Here is a 16,729-nt window from a genome sequence, read left to right on the forward strand (position 1 = left end):
CTCGGCCTCGCCATATTTCTCGCCCGCGTCACGACGACTGCATCGCTTCGAGCAGCTCGCCCGCCAGAACGCGCGTGACGCGGCGCCCCCGCGCCAGCGCCTCCTCGTCGAGCAGGCGGACGAAAGCGCGCGCTGCGTCGAGCGAGCGCTCGAGCCGCAGGGCGACATAGTCGACGAGGCCGGGATCGACCTGGAGCTGACGATCGCGAAACAGCTTCTCGAGCACGGCGCGAATCAGATCGTCATCCGGCGCGCCGATCTCTACGACAGGCGCACGACGTAAACGCGACAATAGGTCCGGCAACGCAAAACTCTCGCCCGAGGGCGACCGGCGCGCGGCGAGGAGCAGGCGCGCTCCGCTCTCACGTAGGCAGTTCATCAGGTGAAACAAGGCCGTCTCGTCCTCGACAGCGTCGAGCCCATCGAGAATGGCGGCGCGCGGCGGCGCCGAGACCAGGCGGAGAGGCGACGCAATCGCCGCCGGATCGATGGAAACAGCGCCGCTGCGCCGCTGAAAAATCGCGCTGAGATGGCTCTTGCCCGCCCCCGCCGGGCCGACCAGAAGCAGAGCGGGATCCGGCCAGTCCGGCCATTTTGCGATCATTTCGAAGGCGGCGCGGTTCGAGGGCGAGACGAGGAACGCCTCGTCGTCGAAGCTCGGAGCGCCGGCGAGGTCCAGCGGCAGCTGGCCGGCGCGGCGGCGCGCGAACTCGTCCGGCTCGGCCATCATCCCTCCGCTCGCGCCGGCTCGTCGGCGCCGAGGAAAAAGCGGCTCGCGCGATAGCGGCGCACCAGGAAGCGCAGGACCACGCCGACCGCCGCCGCCGCCGGCGCCGCGAGCAGCATGCCGGTGAAGCCGAACAGCGATCCGGCGGCGAGCAGCGCGAACATCAGCCAGACCGGATGCACGCCGATGGAGCCGCCGACGAGCCGCGGCGAGAGAACATTGCCGTCGAGAAACAGGCCGACGCCGACCAGCGCCACCGCCTCGGCCGGCAGGCGCCAGTCCGGCCAGCCTTGCACGGTCGCGACGACGATCGAAAGAACGAAGGCGGTGATCGATCCGACATAGGGCACGAAGCTCAATATCCCCGCCGAGACGCCGATCAGAAAGCCGAAATTGACCCCGAGCAGCGACAGGCCGATGCTGTACCAGAGGCCGAGGAAGAGGCACACGAGCGCCTGACCGCGCACGAAGCCGGAGAGCGCTTTGTCGATGTCGCGGGCGACGGCGCGCGCCTCCTCGCGATGGCGCGGCGGCACCAGCGAATCCAAGGTCGCGACCATATCGTCCCAGTCGAGCAGGATGTAAAAGGCCACGACGGGCGTGATGACGACGAGCGACGCCACATTGACGAGCGCCGCGCCGCGGGAGACGAGCGATTGCAGAAAGGAGGCCGCCATTCGCGCGGCCTCGGCGGTGATGTCGTTCACATATTTCTGCACGTCGGAGGGCGCGTCGGTGGTCGACAGGCCGAGCTTCTCATAGACGCTGCGGGCGAAATCGCCGGTGGCCTCGCGCGAAACGCGGGCGAGCAATCCCTGCAGGGTGGTCAGATAGCCCGGCAGGCTCACGACGAAATCGGAGAGCTGGCGGGTCAATATGGGCGCCGTGAAAAAGATGACCGCCGTCAGAATGACGAGGAAGATCGAGAGGATGCAGAGCGATGCGCCGAGCCGCGAGAGTCCGGCGCGCTGCAGCCGGTCGGCGACCGGATCGAGCAGATAGCCGAGGGCGAGGCCCGCGACAAAAGGCGCGAGAACCGCGCTCACGACATGAACGAACAGCATCAACAGAACGATCGCCGCCGCCCACAGCGCGATCTGCCGCTCGAGCGTCAGCCCTGCGGTTTTGCCGCGCGCGCCGCGCGCTCGACGCTCCGTCATCTCACGGTCCCATGTTCTTGACCCATCTCCACAGATAGACGGTGGCGGAAAGCGCGGTCAATGCCGCGACCGCGGCCGCGAGCGCAGCGACGGCGCCGTCGAGGGGAAGCGCGAAAGCCCTCCCCGCCAGCACGAGCGCGGCGAGAGCGAGCTGCGCCGCCGTGTTCGCCTTGGACACGGGCAGAGGAGCAAGATCGATGCGCCGCTGCAACAGCCAGGACACCGCCACGGCGCCGATGATCAGCACGTCGCGCGAGATCACCAGCAGGGCGATCCAGGCCGGAAGCGCGCCGACCAGCGCGAGCGTCGCGTAAATGGAGACGATGAGCGCCTTGTCGGCGAGCGGATCCAGCACCGCGCCGAGCTCGGTGCGCAGGTCGAAGCGCTTGGCCAGCCAGCCGTCGAGCGCGTCGGAAGCGCCGGCGAGGGCGAAGACGGCGAAGGCGGCAGGCCAATTTTCGGTGACGATCATGTCGATCGCCGCCGGGGTGAGCACAAAGCGGCCGATGGTGATGAAATTGGGCAGCCAGCGGAAATAGAGGGAGCGCATGTCCCCATATTTGGGATGCGCGCCGGCAAAGTCATGAGGGGCGGCCCTCAGGGGCCGCCGCCTTTTTCCCGGAGGGCTCCCGGTCAGCGGGCGCGCCTCGGACCGCGAGCCTTCAGGCTCGCCTTCCAGAGGCGGCGCGTTCAGGCCGTCGCGTCGTCCTGATGATGGCGGCGCGTCTCGGCGTGGTGGTGGCGGCGCCGAGCCTCCTCATGATCCTCCTCGAAATCCTCGTCGCGGTCCCGCGCATGATGGCGCGCATGGCGCCGGCGGCCGGTCACGCCGCGGAACACGGCGCGGGCCAGGGTGCGCAGAGGCGAGGTGAGGCGCGTCACATCCTCGATCCGCTCGATGACCGCCTCGCTGCGCGACAGCTCGCGGTCGAGCGCCGCCTTGGTGCGGCAGAGCTCGACGTCATTGTCCTCGAACCAGACGCCGAGCACGCGCCACCAGGCGATGGCGAGGCCTTGCAGCTTCAAGGCGCCGAGCGCGCCTTCGCTGTCGATGTCCGCCGCCTCGAGCATGAAGCGCATCGAATTGACCGTCTCGCGATTGAGCGCCGCCGCCGCCAGCGGATCGGTCGTCGCCCATTGCGAGATCGCCTCGAGCGCGTTGCGATAGGGCTCCAGCGCCTCGAGTCGCCGCAGCAGCACGTCATAGAGCCGCTCCTTGGCCGGCTCCGAAGCGTAGCGGCCGGAGAAATCGTCCAGCACCTGTCGGTCGATCTTGCGTGAAAACGCCGACAGCGCCGCTCCTTTCGACGGGAAGCAATCACGGAAATCGGCGAGCGAGACGCCCGCCTCGTGAGCGATGTCGGCGATCGCTATGTCCTCGAAGGCCCGCCGCCCGGCGAGCCGCATCAGCGCTTCGACGATCTTGTCGCGCGTCGAGACATTGGGCGCCGCCTTGTTCTCGACGCCCGTGTCGCTGGTCTTGTCGTTCGTCGTCATCGCCGCCTCCTGAGCTTCGCTCGCGACCACATGCAGCGTGGTTAATCTAGAGCGTTTTCTCCAAACCGGAAGCGCGCCGGCGCGGATCGCGGCAAAAATTGTGCGCCGCGTCAGCCCGACAGCTCCTCCGCCCGCCGCCGCGCCGCCGCCACCGCGCGCGACACGATCGGCGCGAGGCCGTCCGCCGCCATCAGCGTCGCCAGGGCCGCCGCCGTGGCGCCGCCGGGGGAGGTGACGTTCTCGCGCAATGTGGCGGGCGAGGCGTCGGCGCTGCGGCGCAGCAGTTCTCCGGCGCCGGCGACGGTCGCGCGCGCGAGCCGCGCCGCGACGTCGTCGGGCAGGCCGGCTTCGACCCCGGCGCGCGTGAGGCATTCGACGAAATAGAACACATAGGCCGGACCGCAGCCGGAAACGGCGGTGACCGCGTCGAGCAGCGCCTCGCTCTCGACCCACTCCACCTCGCCGGCCGCGGCGAGCAGCGCCGCCGCGAGCGCGCGCCGGCCCGCATCGACAAAGGGGCCGACGAAGGCGCCGGAAACGCCGCGGCCGATCGCCGCCGGCGTGTTGGGCATGGCGCGCACGATCATTTTCGCGTTCGGCAGGCGGGCGGCGAGATCGGCGACCCGCTTGCCGGCGAGAATGGAGAGCACGAGCGTGTCGGGTCCGGCGTCGGCCGCTATGGCCGGCGCGACCGCGTCGAGCATCTGCGGCTTGATCGCGAGAACCAGCGCCTCGGCAGGCGCGCGCATCGGCGGATTGAGCCGAAAGCCGCGCGCGGCCGCGAGCGCCGCGATCTCCTGCGAGGCCTGCGGCTCGATGATGGCGACGCCCTCGCCCGAGAGACCTTGCGCCGCCCAGCCATGGAGCAGCGCCGCCCCCATTTTTCCGGCTCCGACCAGAGTCACCGAGCCGGGCAGACCGACCATATCGCTCACGCCTCTCCCTTGGTCTCGAAGGTCGCCGTGTCCATCGCCTCCTTGGCGCTCTTGCCGGCCCAGAGCACGAATTGGAAGGCCTGATAATAGCGCTCGCAGGTCTCGAGCGCACGATCGAGCAGCGCCGCGCATTGCAGGCCCGAGGGCTGCGCGCCGCCGGCGAGCAGCAGGCTCTGGCGATGCATCACGACGCCCTCGGTCGGCCACATGTCGAAATGGCCGACCCAGAGCTGCTCATTGACGCTGCGGATCAGCGACTGCGCCTCGGCGCGGCGGCGCTCCGGCACGCGCAGGTCGAAGGCGCAGCTGACATGCAGAGTTTCGAGCTCGCCGAGCCAGGTGAAGGCCACATGATAATCGGTCCACCCGCCCGCGACCGAGATCGAGATCTCGTCTTCGTCGTCGCGATCGAACGACCAGTCGTTGCTGGCCGCCAATTGCTCCACGATGTCGACGGGATGCCGGGGGCGGTCGAAGTCTTTATCCGGTGCGATCAACATGATGAGCGAAACCTATGTGAGGGTCGTCCTGACGCGGCACGGACGCTTTATGGACGGCGACGCTGGACGCATGCAGGCGAGCCGAGGCTCGCGCTGGTCTCGACACAGGCGGGCGAAACGAATCGCCCGGCCTGGTCACTATACTCCACGCACTTGATTCGCCGCCGATTTTCAGCACCGACCGAAGCATGCCACGGACCGCGGCGTGATTTCCCGCACAGTGCTGGATTCGGCCGCGCCGGTCTACAGGCGCGGCCTCCCCTTCCACAAGCTGAAGCTTTTCGCCCTGCAAAAATCACGGGACAAGTCTCGCCCGCGCGGCTTGCGTGAAGCTGCGCCGCGCGGTGAGCTCAGGGCGTCATCACCACAGTCGTGCCGACGCCGACGCGCTCATAGAGATCGACGACGTCCTCGTTGAGCATCCGGATGCAGCCATAGGACGCGGCCGTGCCGACGGACGCGCGCATCTTGTTGGTGGTGCCGTGGATGGCCACCTGGTTGCGGTCGAGCGTCAGCGCCCGCACGCCCATCGGATTATGCGGCGAGCCGCCACGGATGAAATTGGGCAGCTCGGGATGGTCCTGCTTGACGACCGTCGGCGGAACCCAGTCGGGGTTGACGAACTTGCCGTCGATGTGAGCGTAGCCGGACCACTCCTTGCCGGCCTTGGGCACGGCGACCGGATACCGAATCGCCGTGCCGTCGCCCATGACGAGGAACAGGCTGCGCTGGCGCGCGCTGATGACGACCGTGCCCGGCTCCACGGCGGAATTGTAGGCGACGACATTGCGCGCCGCGCCCGTCCCGGGCAGCGCGACGAGGCCGGCGGCCAGCGCGGCCCCGGCGACGGAAGCGCGCGCCGCTGTCGCTGCACACGCGAGACACGAAAAACGCTGAACGAACGAGGTCAACATGGCTCCATACCTTCTCCAGGGTCGGCGCTGAGTGCGACATGTAGCGGCAGTGTTGCCACGGCCACCCTTACGTAGGCGTGATCCTACAGTTGCGGTTATGGTTTAACACTAAGATTTGCTTAACCGAGTGCGGCAAATCACAAGCTGTCGGGCCCACCGCCCCGCCCCCTTGCGCGGGAGCGCCCGCTCGAGGCATGACGGGCCATGGAGACACCGCAGATTTTCGATCGCCGGCTGCTGCGCCGGCGCCTCGCCCGTGCGCTGGTCGGAGCCGCGCCGGAGTTTCTGATGCTGCGCGCGGCCGATGATCTCGCCGACCGGCTCGCCGGGATCCGGCGCGACTTTCCGCGCTCGCTGGACCTCGGCTCGCCCCTGCCGGATTTCGCCCATGCGGTCGCGGCGAGCGGACGGGCCGCTCCGCTGCGCGCCGGGCCGCTGGCGGCGCCCGGCGTCGACGTCGTCGCCGAGGAGGAGGCTCTGCCCTTCGCTCCCTCGTCTTTCGATCTCGTCGTCTCCGGCCTCGCCCTGCAATGGGTCAATGATCTGCCCGGCGCGCTCGCCCAGGTGCGCCGCATGCTCGCGCCCGACGGCCTGTTCCTGGCCTGTTTTCCGGGCGGGGCGAGCCTCGTCGAGCTGCGCGCGGCGCTCCTGCAGGCGGAGGAGGAGATTTGCGGCGGAGCGAGCCCGCGCGTCTCGCCCTTCGTCGATCTGCGCGATCTCGGCGGACTGCTGCAGCGCGCCGGATTCGCGCTGCCGGTCACCGATGTCGACGGCTTCACGCTGCGCTATGATTCAATGTTCGCGCTCTGCGCCGAGCTGCGCGCCATGGGCGCCGCCAACGCGCTTTTCGAGCGCTCGCGCAAGCCGCTGCGCCGCGCCGTGCTGCTGCGCGCGGCCGAGATTTATGCGGAACGCTTCAGCGACGCCGACGGGCGCGTGCGCGCGACGATCGAGCTCGTCTGGCTCTCCGGCTGGGCGCCGCACGAGAGCCAGCAGAAGCCGCTCGCGCCCGGCACGGCCAAGATGCGGCTCGCCGATGCGTTGAAGCCAAGCGGCGAGGTCTAGACTAGCGGCGTGATTCAGCTGATTTGACAGGGGGGAAAGGGCGAGCCTGAAGGCTCACGGTCCAAGCGCGGCCCCTGGACTGCGAGCCTCCATGCTCACTCTCGAAGCCCATCAAATTCGACGAAGCAGACCACCAGATGCTCGAGACTACAAGGTCTCGAGCACGAGCGTGAAGCGTCGGCTCGGCGTCGGCGCCTCACGGAGGAAGATGATCCGAGCCGTTCCTTCGCCCACCGCCTCGATGCGAAACAAGCGGGAGCCGGGCGCTCCAATGCGACGCCGGGGCACGAAACCGAGATCGCGAATCTCGACCATGTCGAGACGATCGCTGGCCTCGCGGTCGATCCGCCAGCGGCGTCCGGTCGACGGCCTCTCCCAGAGCTCGACCATCACCGTCTCGCCGATATCCACCCGCATCGATGGCTCTTGCGCGAAAGCCGCCGACAATTCGAGATAAATACAGGCGATCCCGGAAAGCGCCCGCCGCATCTTCGTTACGCCGCTCTCGAAACTGCCGCGCATCGGCGCGACCCGAAACCTCTCGACCCGTCCGCGCGACACCGCGCCGCATTCTATACACGCTATTCGCGCCGAAACGAGCTATATCCAGCGCATGACCGTCGCCGCCCCCACACTTTCCGCCGAGCCCTCGCTCGCCAAGCCCTCGCTCGCCGGCGCCACGCGCGCCGAGCTGGCCGAGGCGCTGCGCGCCATCGACACGCCCGAGCGCGAGATCCGCATGCGCGTCGCGCAGCTCTGGCATTGGATCTATTTCCGCGGCGCACGCGACTTCGCCGACATGTCCAATGTCTCGAAGATCGTGCGCGGCAAGCTCGCCGAGCGCTTCACGCTGGCGCTTCCCGAGGTCGTCGCCGAGCAGGTCTCGACCGACGGCACGCGCAAATGGCTGCTGCGGCTCGACCCCGTCGACGCCGCCGACAAGGGCGCGGAGATCGAATGCGTCTATATTCCCGAGAGCGACCGCGGCACGCTCTGCGTCTCGAGCCAGGTCGGCTGCACGCTCAATTGCAGCTTCTGCCACACGGGCACGCAGAAGCTCGTGCGCAACCTTTCGACGCGCGAGATCGTCGCCCAACTGCTCGTCGCCCGCATGCGGCTCGGCGACTTCCCCGGCCTCGAGCCGCCGACCGACGGGCTCGTGCCCTCGGGCGCGGACGTGCGCGCCGTCTCCAATATCGTGTTCATGGGCATGGGCGAGCCGCTCTATAATTTGGAGCAGGTCGAGGCGGCGATCGAGGTCATGTCGGACGGCGACGGGCTGTCGCTGTCGAAGCGCCGCATCACCGTCTCCACCTCCGGCGTCGTGCCGCAGATCGAGCGATTGGGCGCCGAATGCGGGCCGATGCTCGCCATCTCGCTGCACGCCGTGCGCGACGATTTGCGCAACGAGCTGGTGCCTCTCAACAAGAAATATCCGATCCGGCAATTGCTCGAGGCCTGCCGTGATTATCCCGGCGCCTCCAACGCCCGCCGCATCACTTTCGAATATGTGATGCTGAAAGGCGTGAACGACAGCCCCGCCGAGGCGCGCGAGCTGGTGCGGCTGCTCAAAGGCATTCCCGCCAAGATCAATCTCATCCCGTTCAATCCCTGGCCGGGCGCGCCTTACGAGTGCTCGGATTGGGAGACGATCGAGCGCTTCTCCGACATCGTGTTCAACGCCGGCTATGCGAGCCCTGTGCGCACGCCGCGCGGCCGCGACATTCTCGCCGCCTGCGGCCAGCTGAAGAGCGAGACCGAGAAGCTGCGCGCGAGGGCGCGGCTGGCGGTGGAGTAGAGGGGCGTCAGGCGGCGCGCGGCTCGATCGCCGCGAGCTCGGCGCCGATCTCTCGCCGCCGCTGCATGAGGTCATGGTCGGCCTGCAGGCCGAGGAAGAAGCCTTCCGAGACGCCGAAATAGCGCGCGAGCCGCAGGTCGGTATCCGCAGTGATCGCCCGTCGACCGAGAACGATCTCATTGATCCGACGCGGCGGCACACGGATGGCGCGCGCGAGCGCGTTCTGGCTGAGCTCCATGGGCGCGAGAAATTCCTCCGACAGGATTTCTCCGGGCGTCGGGTTTGGCAAAAGTTCATCAGTGATAGTCGACGATTTCGACACTCGATGGTCCTCCCTCCATCCAGACGAAGCAAATGCGCCATTGATCGTCGATACGGACCGAATGCTGCCCGGCGCGATCGCCTTTGAGGGGTTCGAGCCGATTGCCGGGCGGGACACGCAAATCGTTCAGCACACGGGCTTGATTGAGCAGGCGTAGCTTCCGCAGCGCCACGACTTGAATGTCGGGCGGCAGCCTGCGGCTGCGACGGCCGGACCAGATCAATTCGTTACAAGGATCAATCGCCACGGACGCGCGATCTGCGCCATCCCGCGACCGCCGCGGCGGCGAGCGCGGCCGAGATCAGCACGTTCCAATTGCTGAGCGTGAGGCCCAGCACGAACAGGGTCGGGGCGTCGCAGCGCGGGACCTTCATCTTTTCGAGCTGGCCGCGGAAATCGTCGAAGGAATGCGCCTTCTTCAGCGCGCCGGTGCATTCCGTCGGGCCGGCGAATATCTTCAGCTCGACCCCCGAGTGATAAAAGGCGAGCGCCGCGCCGGCGATGAACAGCAGGGCGACGAGGATGAAGCCGAAGCGGGCGAGACGCGCCGCGCCGCGCTGCGCCGCGAAGGCGGTGAGCGCTGCGAGCGGAATCGCCGCATAATAGGGAATGCGCTGCTTCAGGCATAATTCGCAGGGCGCATGGCCGAGCGCCTCGAAAATCCAGGCGCCGCCGATGGTCGCGGCGGCGGCGGCGAGGAGCAGGAGCGCGAGGCCGGTCGGCGTCGCCTTGCGCCAAGTGTCGCGGAGCGCGCTCACAGCAGCTTGGCCGTGACGACGAAGCCGATCACGACAATGCTCGCGAGAGCGGTCATGAACAGGCCGAAATGCGCCTCGAGCCTCACCCGGATCCAATCGCCGAAGTGATTGATCGCCGCCGCCAGAATGAAGAAGCGGGCGCCTCGCGTCACGAGCGACAGCGCGATGAACAGGCCGAAATTATAGTCGAGCAGGCCGGAGACGATGGTGACGAGCTTATAGGGAATGGGCGTCAGGCCCTTCACCAGAATGAACAATGCGCCCCATTGCGCATAGAAGGCGCGCAGCGCGTCCATCTTGGCGCCATAGCCATAGAGCTCGATGAGCCAATGGCCGATGGTATCGTAGAACAGGGCGCCGATCGCATAGCCGAGCGCCCCGCCCGCGACCGAGCCGATCGTGCAGATCAACGCATAGCGCCAGGAGAGCTTGGGCTCGGCGAGCGACATCGGCACCAGGATCACATCGGGCGGCACGGGGAAGAAGGAGCTCTCCGCAAAGGCGATGGCGCCGAGCGCGACCGGCGCGTGCTTGCTGGCGGCGAGCGACATGGTCCAGGCGTAGAGCTTCTTGAACATTTTCCACCGTGTCGGGAGCAGAGGGCGCACCGCCATAGCATTTCGGGCGCGCCGAAGCGAGGCTCGGCCGCAGACGCCCCACGCCCCTCCGCCGTCTACGGGACTGAACTACGCGAAATATGGTAAGGTTAACCCCGCTTTAAGCGTTTTCCCGCATTTTTCTCGTCACTCGGCGTTGCGCCGAGGGCCGCGTCGCGGCCCCATTCTGTGAAGGGAAGACGTCATGGGCAGATCGAGGGCCCTTTTCACAGCGGCCGCGCTCGTCATCGGCGCAAATTCGGGCGCAGCCGCCGCCGACCTGCTTCCGCCGGCGCCGATGGTCGCCGCGCCGCCGCCGGCGGCCGATTACGGCGGATGGTATCTGCGCGGCGACGGCGGCGTCGGCATCAATCAGGTCTCCAATCTCCGCTCGACCTTCGATCCGACCAAGGTCGTCCCCTCCCCGCTGTTCGAATCCTATTCGATCGGCGACAGCGCCTTCGTCGGCGCCGGCGTCGGCTATCAGTTCAACAGCTGGCTGCGCGCCGACATCACCGGCGAATATCGCACCGCGTCGAACTATCGCGCCACGCAGAGCTACACCAATCTGTGGAACAATCTCTGCGGCGACATCGGCAGCCGCTGCCACGATCTCTACAATGCGCAGCACCGCGCCGCCGTGTTCCTGGCCAATGGCTATGTCGATCTCGGCACTTGGTACGGGATCACGCCCTTTGTCGGCGGCGGCGTCGGCTTCGCGGTGAACTTCCTTCAGAACGAGACCGACGTCGGCCCCGAGACCGGCGGCTTCGGCTCCGCCGCCAACCGCACCCAGACCAATTTCGCCTGGGCGGCGATGGCCGGCCTCGGCTATAACGTCACGCAGAATCTGAAGGTCGAGGTCGGCTATCGCTATCTCGACATGGGACGGATCACCTCGAATGTGATCGGCTGCCCGTCGAACTGCGCGGGCGAGCGCCAGTCCTTCGACCTCGCCTCGCACGACATCCGCCTCGGCTTCCGCTACGCGCTCGGCGGCCCGAGCCTCGCGCCGATGATGGCGCCGCCGCCCGGCCCGCTGATCCGCAAATACTGACCGGGACGAACCGCCCCCGACGCCTTCGGCGCGCGGCTCGAAAGAGCCCGCGCCGATTTCTTTTTTCAGCGCGGCGTCGTTTCGGTCCGTCGTTTCCGACGCCATTCGCCGAAGGCGTCCCTGACCCGATCGAACAATCTCGGCGGCAGAAAGCCGTAGTCATAACGGTCCGTGCGCGGGCGTTTGCGCAGGTCGTAGCCCGGCCATAGAAACTCGTTTCCTTCGCTGACGACGATCCACGAGCGCGAGTCGTCGAGACCGAGATGACGCTTCACCGCCAGCGGAATCTCGACCGCGCTGTGGGGCTCGCGAGGCTCGCTATGCGTAATCGGCAGGACGGTGACGAGAAACGCCCCGTCGGGCGCGCGCTCGACGGCGAGCACGATCACGCAGGGGCGGTCTTTGCTCCCTTCCTCGAGGCCCGCGTCGTGCTCATCGCGCCAGAGATAGGAATAGGAGATCACGAGACCCGGCTCGGGGGTCGGGATCGGCATCGGGTCGCGTCACTTCGGATCGAGCAGGGCGTTCAAATGATCGTGCCGCTCGTCCATGCGCGCGGCGGCGATCGCCTCGGCCTTTTCGTCGGACAGTTCGGCAGTCGCGAAGACGCGACGCTGCGCCTTGAAGCGCATGAACGCCTCATATTCGTCGGGCCTCACGAAATAGCCGGTGATCTGGCCATGACTGGACACAGCGACCGCTTCGCGCTGCGCCAGCATCCGGTAACGTCCGAAATTACGAGTGAATTCGGAAGCGGGGACGGCTTCGGCCATAGCTGCGAACCTCTCTCTCGCCGCGAAATATAAGCGACTTGCGTGAAATACGCAATTTGCGCGCTTCACGCGACGTTCGCCCCCCTCGCGCCGCGTCACAAAATCCGCCATATCTCGGCCATGGCCAAACGCCCCACCAAGCCCGCCGACGAGACCGCGACCGACGATCCCTCCCTGCCGATCGGCGGCGCCCCTGCGCCCGCGAGCAATGTCCCGGAACTGTCCGTCTCCGAGCTCGCCAATGCGCTGAAACGCACGGTCGAGGATCGCTTCGGCCATGTGCGCGTGCGCGGCGAGATCACCAATTACCGGGGGCCGCATTCCTCGGGCCATGTCTATTTCTGCCTCAAGGATCAGAACGCGAGGCTCGACGCCGTCATCTGGAAGACGACCTTCCTGCGCCTGCGGGTGAAGCCCCAGGAGGGGCTGGAAGTCGTCGCCACCGGCAAGATCACCACCTTTCCCGGAAAATCCTCCTATCAGATCGTCATCGACACGCTGGAGCCGGCCGGCGCCGGCGCGCTGATGGCGCTGCTCGACGAGCGCCGCAAGCGCCTCGCCGCCGAGGGCCTGTTCGACGCCGAGCGCAAAAAGCCCCTGCCCTTTCTGCCTGCCGTCGTCGGCGTCGTCACCTCGCCGACCGGCGCCGTGATCCGCGACATTCTGCACCGCCTGCTCGACCGCTTCCCCCGCCGCGTCATCCTGTGGCCCGTGCGCGTGCAAGGCGAGAGCTGCGCGGCGGAGGTGGCCGCCGCCATCGAGGGGTTCAACGCGCTGCCGCCCGACGGGCCGATCCCGCGGCCGGATGTGCTGATCGTCGCGCGCGGCGGCGGCTCGCTCGAGGACCTCTTCGGCTTCAACGAGGAGATCGTCGTGCGCGCGGCGGCGGCGAGCGCCATTCCGCTGGTCTCGGCGATCGGCCATGAGACCGACACGACGCTGATCGATTTCGTCGCCGATCTGCGCGCCCCGACGCCGACCGGCGCGGCGGAAAAATGCGTGCCGGTGCGCGCCGAGCTGATCGAGCAGACGGCGGTCCTCGCCCGCCGCCTTTCCGGGGCCGAGCGCCGGCTGCTCGACTCGAACCGCCGCCATCTCGTCTCGCTGCAGCGCGTGCTGCCGGCCGGCCCGCAATTGCTGATGCATCCGTTCCAGCGCAGCGACCGCGCCGGCGAGCGGCTGCGCGCCGCGCTGCGCCGAGCGCTCGACGCCCGCCGCCTGCGGCTCTCGCATCTATCCCATGTGCTCGCCCGCCATTCGCCGCAGGCGGAGCTGGCCCGCGCCTCCGAGCGGCTGAAAGGCCTCCACGCGCGCCTGCGCCAGGGCCTTTTCGCGCGCCTGGCGCTGGCCCGGCGCGAGGCCGATGGCGCAAGGCGGCGCTTGGACCATGCCGAGCAGCGGCTGCGCTCGGCCTATTTCCGCATCATCGCCGTCGGCCAAGCGCGGCTCGACCGGCTCGATCAGCTGCGCAGGACGCTCGGCTATGAGAGCGTGCTGACGCGCGGCTTCGCGCTGGTGCGCGACGAGCGGGGAACAGTGCTGCGCCACACGCGCGATGTGGCGCCGGGCATGGCGATGACCATTCAATTCGCGGACGGCTCCGTGCCCGCCCGCGCCGAGGGCGACGCCCCGCCGGAGCCGCCGTCCTCCCCGCGGCACAAGCGCGGGAAGGACAAGACCGGCGGCGGACAAGGAACACTGTTTTGAAACCACGAAACATTTTTTCTCGCCCAGCGCGACGGCGCGCGGACGCGGCGGTTGCGGGGCCGGAGGGCGCTCGCCATATGCGCGGAAAGGAGGCACTGCCCATGTTTTCGCGCCGCTCTCCGCCCCGACCCGCCGGATTGAAGCTCCAGGCCATGGACGCCGAGGACTTGTCCTGCCTCTCCGCCCTCCTCCAGGATTCTCTCGTGCGGGTCGGCGATCTCGCATTCCTGCCCGAAAAACGCCGCTTCGTTTTCGTCGGCTCGCGCTTCGACTGGCCGGCCGAGGCGAATGGGAAACGTGAGCGCTGCCGCTCTGGCGTGCATTTCGAGGGCGTGCGGCGCGTGCAGCACAGGCGCGTCGCCCGCGACAATCCCGACGCCATTCTCGAATTGCTCGCCGTGACCTTCGAGCCCTCCGAAGAGCCGCCGGGGGGCGTCGTCTCGCTGATTTTCGCCGGCGGGGCGGCCATCTCGCTCGAGGTGGAATGCGTCGAGGCGCGCCTCTCCGACCTCGGGCCGCGCTGGCGGGTGGCCGCCTGCCCCTCGCATGAGCTTGACGAAAACGGCGAGGCGAGGTCATGACAACCGGGGATTCCGGTTGGAGATGGACATGACTTGGCGATTGGACGCCGCGGCGGCGGATTTCGAGGAGAGCTTCAAAGCCCTCCTCTCGACGAAGCGCGAGGCCTCCCAGGACGTCGACGACACCGTCCGCGACATCATCGCGGATGTGGCCGCGCGCGGCGACGAGGCGCTGATCGACCTCTCGAAGAAGTTCGACCATATCGATCTCGCCGAGACCGGCATCGCGCTGACCAAGGCCGAGATCGACGCCGCCGAGGCGCGCGTGCCGAAGGAGACGCTGGCCGCGCTCGACCTCGCCCATGAGCGCATCGCCGCTTTCCACGAGCGCCAGCGGCCGCAGGACCTGCGCTTTACGGACGCGGCCGGGGTCGAGCTCGGCTGGCGCTGGAGCGCGCTCGAATCGGTCGGGCTCTATGTTCCGGGCGGAACTGCCTCCTATCCCTCCTCCGTGCTGATGAACGCCGTGCCGGCCAAGGTCGCCGGCGTCGAGCGGCTGGTGATGGTGGTCCCCGCCCCGCATGGGGTGATCGACCCGCTGGTGCTGGCCGCCGCCAAGCGCGCCGGCGTCGACGAGGTCTATCGCGTCGGCGGCGCGCAGGCGGTCGCCGCGCTCGCCTATGGCACCAAGACCATCCGCCCCGTCGCCAAGATCGTCGGCCCCGGCAACGCCTGGGTGGCCGCGGCCAAGCGCCGCGTGTTCGGCCTCGTCGGCATCGACATGATCGCCGGCCCTTCGGAAATCCTGGTGCTCGCGGACAAGACCGCCAATCCCGACTGGGTGGCGATCGACCTGCTCGCCCAGGCCGAGCATGACGAATCGGCGCAGTCCATTCTCATCACCGACGACGCGGCTTTCGCCGACGCCACGGCGGCCGCGGTGGAGCGCCAGCTGGAGACGCTTTCGCGACGCGAAATCGCCACGCGATCCTGGCGCGAGTTCGGCGCGATCATCGTGACGAAATCGCTCGCCGACTCGATCCCGCTCGCCGACCGCATCGCGGCCGAGCATCTCGAGATCATCTCCGAGAACGCCGAAGATCTGGCGGCGAAAGTGCGCAACGCCGGGGCCATCTTCATCGGCGCCTATACGCCCGAGGCGATCGGCGATTATGTCGGCGGCTCCAATCACGTGCTGCCGACCGCGCGCTCGGCGCGCTTCTCCTCCGGATTGAGCGTGCTCGACTTCGTCAAGCGCACCTCGATCCTCAAATGCGACGCGTCCTCCATTCGCGAGATCGGCCCCGCGGCCGTCGCGCTCGGCGACGCCGAACGTCTGCAGGCCCATGCCCGATCTGTCGCCGTCCGTCTCGATCAGCGCGGAGCGTGAGGTGGGCGCGCGACGGCGGCTGATCTCGGTGACGCTCGACGAACAATCGATCGGGCGCGGCACCGCGGATCAGGAGCATGAGCGCGCCATCGCCATATACGACCTGATCGAGGACAACAGCTTCGCGCTCGAGGGCCATGACGGCGGCCCTTATGCGCTGCTGATCGCTCTGCACGACGCCAAGCTCGTCTTCGACGTGCGCGACGAATCGGGCGCCAATGTCGTCACGCATATATTGTCGCTGACGCCGTTCAAGCGGCTGCTCAAGGACTATTTCCTCGTCTGCGAGACCTATTACGCCGCGATCCGCACGGCGACGCCGAGCCGCATCGAGGCGATCGACATGGGCCGCCGCGGCCTGCACAATGAAGGCGCCGCGCTGCTCGCCGAGCGGCTGAAGGGCAAGATCCGCTGCGACGCCGATACGGCGCGCCGTCTCTTCACTCTGATCACCGCCCTGCATTGGAAGGGCTGAGGCCATGCCGAGCGAAGGCGATCGAACGCGGCCCGGCGCCGTGCTGTTCGCCTGCACGCAGAACGCCGTGCGCTCGCCCATGGCCGAGGCGCTGGCGCGCCATTATTTCGGCCGCGAGATCTATTTCGCCTCCGCCGGCTTGAAGCGCGGCGAGCCCGATCCTTTCGCCGTCGCGGCGATGGACGAGCTCGGCATCGACATCACGCGCCACAAGCCGCACACGTTCGAGGATCTCGAAGACAGCAATTTCGATCTGATCGTGACCTTGTCGCCGGAATCCCATCACAAGGCTTTGGAGTTCACGCGCACCATGGCGATCGACGTCGTCTATTGGCCGACGCTCGACGCGACGGCGGCGACGGGCTCGCGCGAGACGATCCTCGACGCCTATCGCGCCGTGCGCGATTCGCTGTCGAAGCGCATTCTGGCGCTGCTGTCGGTCGAGCACGGCTCGGATTGACAGGCTCCTCTTCGTCGTTGCGAGCGCGGCGAAGCGATCCACAGCCGTGGGCGAGCCTCGCCGCGCTCGTGATG

At 67.9% G+C, this 16,729-nt stretch carries 22 protein-coding genes; 8 read left to right on the forward strand and 14 right to left on the reverse strand.

The window, feature by feature from the left end; genetic code table 11:
• Positions 1-28: 28 nt before the first annotated feature.
• From K3F48_RS08485 to K3F48_RS08515, 7 genes are all read right to left on the reverse strand, one after another.
• Positions 29-730, reverse strand: coding sequence for a DnaA ATPase domain-containing protein (locus tag K3F48_RS08485; protein ID WP_370631380.1), 702 nt, complete (start codon positions 728-730; stop codon positions 29-31).
• On the reverse strand, positions 727-1,887 hold the full coding sequence (locus K3F48_RS08490) for an AI-2E family transporter (RefSeq protein WP_222574990.1): 1,161 nt from the start codon (positions 1,885-1,887) through the stop codon (positions 727-729). Before K3F48_RS08490 ends, K3F48_RS08485 begins: the two co-directional genes overlap by 4 nt.
• 1 nt (position 1,888) lies before the next feature.
• Positions 1,889-2,437: a CDP-alcohol phosphatidyltransferase family protein gene (locus tag K3F48_RS08495; RefSeq protein ID WP_222574991.1), complete on the reverse strand. Its 549-nt coding sequence runs from the start codon at positions 2,435-2,437 to the stop codon at positions 1,889-1,891.
• Between the two features lie 140 nt (positions 2,438-2,577).
• Positions 2,578-3,384 (reverse strand): TetR/AcrR family transcriptional regulator, encoded by an 807-nt coding sequence (locus K3F48_RS08500; protein WP_222574992.1) that lies wholly within the window; start codon positions 3,382-3,384, stop codon positions 2,578-2,580.
• Between the two features lie 110 nt (positions 3,385-3,494).
• Positions 3,495-4,310 carry a pyrroline-5-carboxylate reductase gene (gene proC / locus K3F48_RS08505; RefSeq protein WP_222575024.1) on the reverse strand — a complete coding sequence of 272 codons (816 nt, stop codon included), beginning with the start codon at positions 4,308-4,310 and terminating at the stop codon, positions 3,495-3,497.
• A gap of 5 nt (positions 4,311-4,315) precedes the next feature.
• Positions 4,316-4,819, reverse strand: coding sequence for a YbjN domain-containing protein (locus K3F48_RS08510; protein WP_222574993.1), 504 nt, complete (start codon positions 4,817-4,819; stop codon positions 4,316-4,318).
• A gap of 350 nt (positions 4,820-5,169) precedes the next feature.
• On the reverse strand, positions 5,170-5,733 hold the full coding sequence (locus tag K3F48_RS08515; RefSeq protein ID WP_222574994.1) for a L,D-transpeptidase: 564 nt from the start codon (positions 5,731-5,733) through the stop codon (positions 5,170-5,172).
• 204 nt (positions 5,734-5,937) lie between these two features.
• On the opposite strand from K3F48_RS08515, the gene K3F48_RS08520 reads away from it, so the two are divergent.
• Positions 5,938-6,798 carry a methyltransferase domain-containing protein gene (locus tag K3F48_RS08520; RefSeq protein WP_222574995.1) on the forward strand — a complete coding sequence of 287 codons (861 nt, stop codon included), beginning with the start codon at positions 5,938-5,940 and terminating at the stop codon, positions 6,796-6,798.
• Between the two features lie 147 nt (positions 6,799-6,945).
• On the opposite strand, the gene K3F48_RS08525 is transcribed toward K3F48_RS08520, so the two are convergent.
• Entirely contained in the window at positions 6,946-7,215 is a 270-nt protein-coding gene (locus K3F48_RS08525; RefSeq protein ID WP_222574996.1) for a protease inhibitor I42 family protein, read from the reverse strand.
• A gap of 196 nt (positions 7,216-7,411) precedes the next feature.
• On the opposite strand from K3F48_RS08525, the gene rlmN reads away from it, so the two are divergent.
• The gene (gene rlmN / locus K3F48_RS08530) at positions 7,412-8,596 is read left to right on the forward strand and encodes a 23S rRNA (adenine(2503)-C(2))-methyltransferase RlmN (protein ID WP_255608713.1); all 1,185 of its coding nucleotides are present in this window, start codon (positions 7,412-7,414) and stop codon (positions 8,594-8,596) included.
• 7 nt (positions 8,597-8,603) lie between these two features.
• Here rlmN and K3F48_RS08535 read toward each other — a convergent pair whose 3' ends face one another.
• From K3F48_RS08535 to K3F48_RS08550, 4 genes are read right to left on the reverse strand one after another with little or no spacing between them, the layout of a single operon-like run.
• Positions 8,604-8,918 carry a HigA family addiction module antitoxin gene (locus tag K3F48_RS08535; protein WP_222574997.1) on the reverse strand — a complete coding sequence of 105 codons (315 nt, stop codon included), beginning with the start codon at positions 8,916-8,918 and terminating at the stop codon, positions 8,604-8,606.
• Complete coding sequence (locus K3F48_RS08540; RefSeq protein ID WP_222574998.1) at positions 8,893-9,165, reverse strand: type II toxin-antitoxin system RelE/ParE family toxin; 273 nt, start codon at positions 9,163-9,165, stop codon at positions 8,893-8,895. The genes K3F48_RS08535 and K3F48_RS08540 overlap by 26 nt, the downstream gene beginning before the upstream one ends.
• Complete coding sequence (locus K3F48_RS08545; RefSeq protein WP_222574999.1) at positions 9,155-9,676, reverse strand: disulfide bond formation protein B; 522 nt, start codon at positions 9,674-9,676, stop codon at positions 9,155-9,157. Before K3F48_RS08545 ends, K3F48_RS08540 begins: the two co-directional genes overlap by 11 nt.
• A complete protein-coding gene (locus K3F48_RS08550; protein WP_222575000.1) occupies positions 9,673-10,254 on the reverse strand; it encodes a YqaA family protein in 582 nt (193 codons plus the stop codon). The genes K3F48_RS08545 and K3F48_RS08550 overlap by 4 nt, the downstream gene beginning before the upstream one ends.
• Before the next feature lie 223 nt (positions 10,255-10,477).
• On the opposite strand from K3F48_RS08550, the gene K3F48_RS08555 reads away from it, so the two are divergent.
• Complete coding sequence (locus K3F48_RS08555) at positions 10,478-11,329, forward strand: outer membrane protein (RefSeq protein WP_222575001.1); 852 nt, start codon at positions 10,478-10,480, stop codon at positions 11,327-11,329.
• 65 nt (positions 11,330-11,394) lie between these two features.
• Here K3F48_RS08555 and K3F48_RS08560 read toward each other — a convergent pair whose 3' ends face one another.
• Positions 11,395-11,823, reverse strand: a complete 429-nt coding sequence (locus tag K3F48_RS08560; protein ID WP_222575002.1) for a growth inhibitor PemK — start codon at positions 11,821-11,823, stop codon at positions 11,395-11,397.
• Between the two features lie 9 nt (positions 11,824-11,832).
• Positions 11,833-12,102 carry a type II toxin-antitoxin system Phd/YefM family antitoxin gene (locus tag K3F48_RS08565; RefSeq protein WP_222575003.1) on the reverse strand — a complete coding sequence of 90 codons (270 nt, stop codon included), beginning with the start codon at positions 12,100-12,102 and terminating at the stop codon, positions 11,833-11,835.
• Positions 12,103-12,222: 120 nt separating this feature from the next.
• On the opposite strand from K3F48_RS08565, the gene xseA reads away from it, so the two are divergent.
• The 5 genes from xseA (at position 12,223) to K3F48_RS08590 (ending at position 16,655) form a co-directional block, all read left to right on the forward strand.
• Entirely contained in the window at positions 12,223-13,809 is a 1,587-nt protein-coding gene (gene xseA, locus K3F48_RS08570; RefSeq protein WP_222575004.1) for an exodeoxyribonuclease VII large subunit, read from the forward strand.
• Positions 13,810-13,910: 101 nt separating this feature from the next.
• Positions 13,911-14,390, forward strand: coding sequence for a DUF2948 family protein (locus K3F48_RS08575; RefSeq protein WP_222575005.1), 480 nt, complete (start codon positions 13,911-13,913; stop codon positions 14,388-14,390).
• Positions 14,391-14,418: 28 nt separating this feature from the next.
• Positions 14,419-15,720 (forward strand): histidinol dehydrogenase, encoded by a 1,302-nt coding sequence (gene hisD, locus K3F48_RS08580; protein WP_222575006.1) that lies wholly within the window; start codon positions 14,419-14,421, stop codon positions 15,718-15,720.
• Positions 15,677-16,195, forward strand: coding sequence for a UPF0262 family protein (locus K3F48_RS08585; RefSeq protein ID WP_222575007.1), 519 nt, complete (start codon positions 15,677-15,679; stop codon positions 16,193-16,195). Before hisD ends, K3F48_RS08585 begins: the two co-directional genes overlap by 44 nt.
• A 4-nt stretch (positions 16,196-16,199) precedes the next feature.
• Positions 16,200-16,655 carry a low molecular weight phosphatase family protein gene (locus K3F48_RS08590; RefSeq protein WP_222575008.1) on the forward strand — a complete coding sequence of 152 codons (456 nt, stop codon included), beginning with the start codon at positions 16,200-16,202 and terminating at the stop codon, positions 16,653-16,655.
• Positions 16,656-16,729: the final 74 nt, after the last annotated feature.

It is taken from the genome of Methylosinus sp. Sm6 (assembly GCF_019802345.1).
Taxonomy (GTDB): Bacteria; Pseudomonadota; Alphaproteobacteria; order Rhizobiales; family Beijerinckiaceae; genus Methylosinus.

Bases quoted from the DNA above. Each gene is read 5' to 3' on its own strand.
- K3F48_RS08515 (WP_222574994.1), bottom strand. From the start codon at position 5,733: ATGTTGACCTCGTTCGTTCAGCGTTTTTCGTGTCTCGCGTGTGCAGCG.
- K3F48_RS08500 (WP_222574992.1), bottom strand. From the start codon at position 3,384: ATGACGACGAACGACAAGACCAGCGACACGGGCGTCGAGAACAAGGCG.
- K3F48_RS08590 (WP_222575008.1), top strand. From the start codon at position 16,200: ATGCCGAGCGAAGGCGATCGAACGCGGCCCGGCGCCGTGCTGTTCGCC.
- K3F48_RS08490 (WP_222574990.1), bottom strand. From the start codon at position 1,887: ATGACGGAGCGTCGAGCGCGCGGCGCGCGCGGCAAAACCGCAGGGCTG.
- K3F48_RS08585 (WP_222575007.1), top strand. From the start codon at position 15,677: ATGCCCGATCTGTCGCCGTCCGTCTCGATCAGCGCGGAGCGTGAGGTG.
- K3F48_RS08560 (WP_222575002.1), bottom strand. From the start codon at position 11,823: ATGCCGATCCCGACCCCCGAGCCGGGTCTCGTGATCTCCTATTCCTAT.
- K3F48_RS08495 (WP_222574991.1), bottom strand. From the start codon at position 2,437: ATGCGCTCCCTCTATTTCCGCTGGCTGCCCAATTTCATCACCATCGGC.
- K3F48_RS08575 (WP_222575005.1), top strand. From the start codon at position 13,911: ATGTTTTCGCGCCGCTCTCCGCCCCGACCCGCCGGATTGAAGCTCCAG.
- K3F48_RS08555 (WP_222575001.1), top strand. From the start codon at position 10,478: ATGGGCAGATCGAGGGCCCTTTTCACAGCGGCCGCGCTCGTCATCGGC.
- K3F48_RS08520 (WP_222574995.1), top strand. From the start codon at position 5,938: ATGGAGACACCGCAGATTTTCGATCGCCGGCTGCTGCGCCGGCGCCTC.
- K3F48_RS08550 (WP_222575000.1), bottom strand. From the start codon at position 10,254: ATGTTCAAGAAGCTCTACGCCTGGACCATGTCGCTCGCCGCCAGCAAG.
- hisD (WP_222575006.1), top strand. From the start codon at position 14,419: ATGACTTGGCGATTGGACGCCGCGGCGGCGGATTTCGAGGAGAGCTTC.
- K3F48_RS08565 (WP_222575003.1), bottom strand. From the start codon at position 12,102: ATGGCCGAAGCCGTCCCCGCTTCCGAATTCACTCGTAATTTCGGACGT.
- K3F48_RS08510 (WP_222574993.1), bottom strand. From the start codon at position 4,819: ATGTTGATCGCACCGGATAAAGACTTCGACCGCCCCCGGCATCCCGTC.
- K3F48_RS08485 (WP_370631380.1), bottom strand. From the start codon at position 730: ATGATGGCCGAGCCGGACGAGTTCGCGCGCCGCCGCGCCGGCCAGCTG.
- rlmN (WP_255608713.1), top strand. From the start codon at position 7,412: ATGACCGTCGCCGCCCCCACACTTTCCGCCGAGCCCTCGCTCGCCAAG.
- proC (WP_222575024.1), bottom strand. From the start codon at position 4,310: ATGGTCGGTCTGCCCGGCTCGGTGACTCTGGTCGGAGCCGGAAAAATG.
- xseA (WP_222575004.1), top strand. From the start codon at position 12,223: ATGGCCAAACGCCCCACCAAGCCCGCCGACGAGACCGCGACCGACGAT.
- K3F48_RS08525 (WP_222574996.1), bottom strand. From the start codon at position 7,215: ATGCGGGTGGATATCGGCGAGACGGTGATGGTCGAGCTCTGGGAGAGG.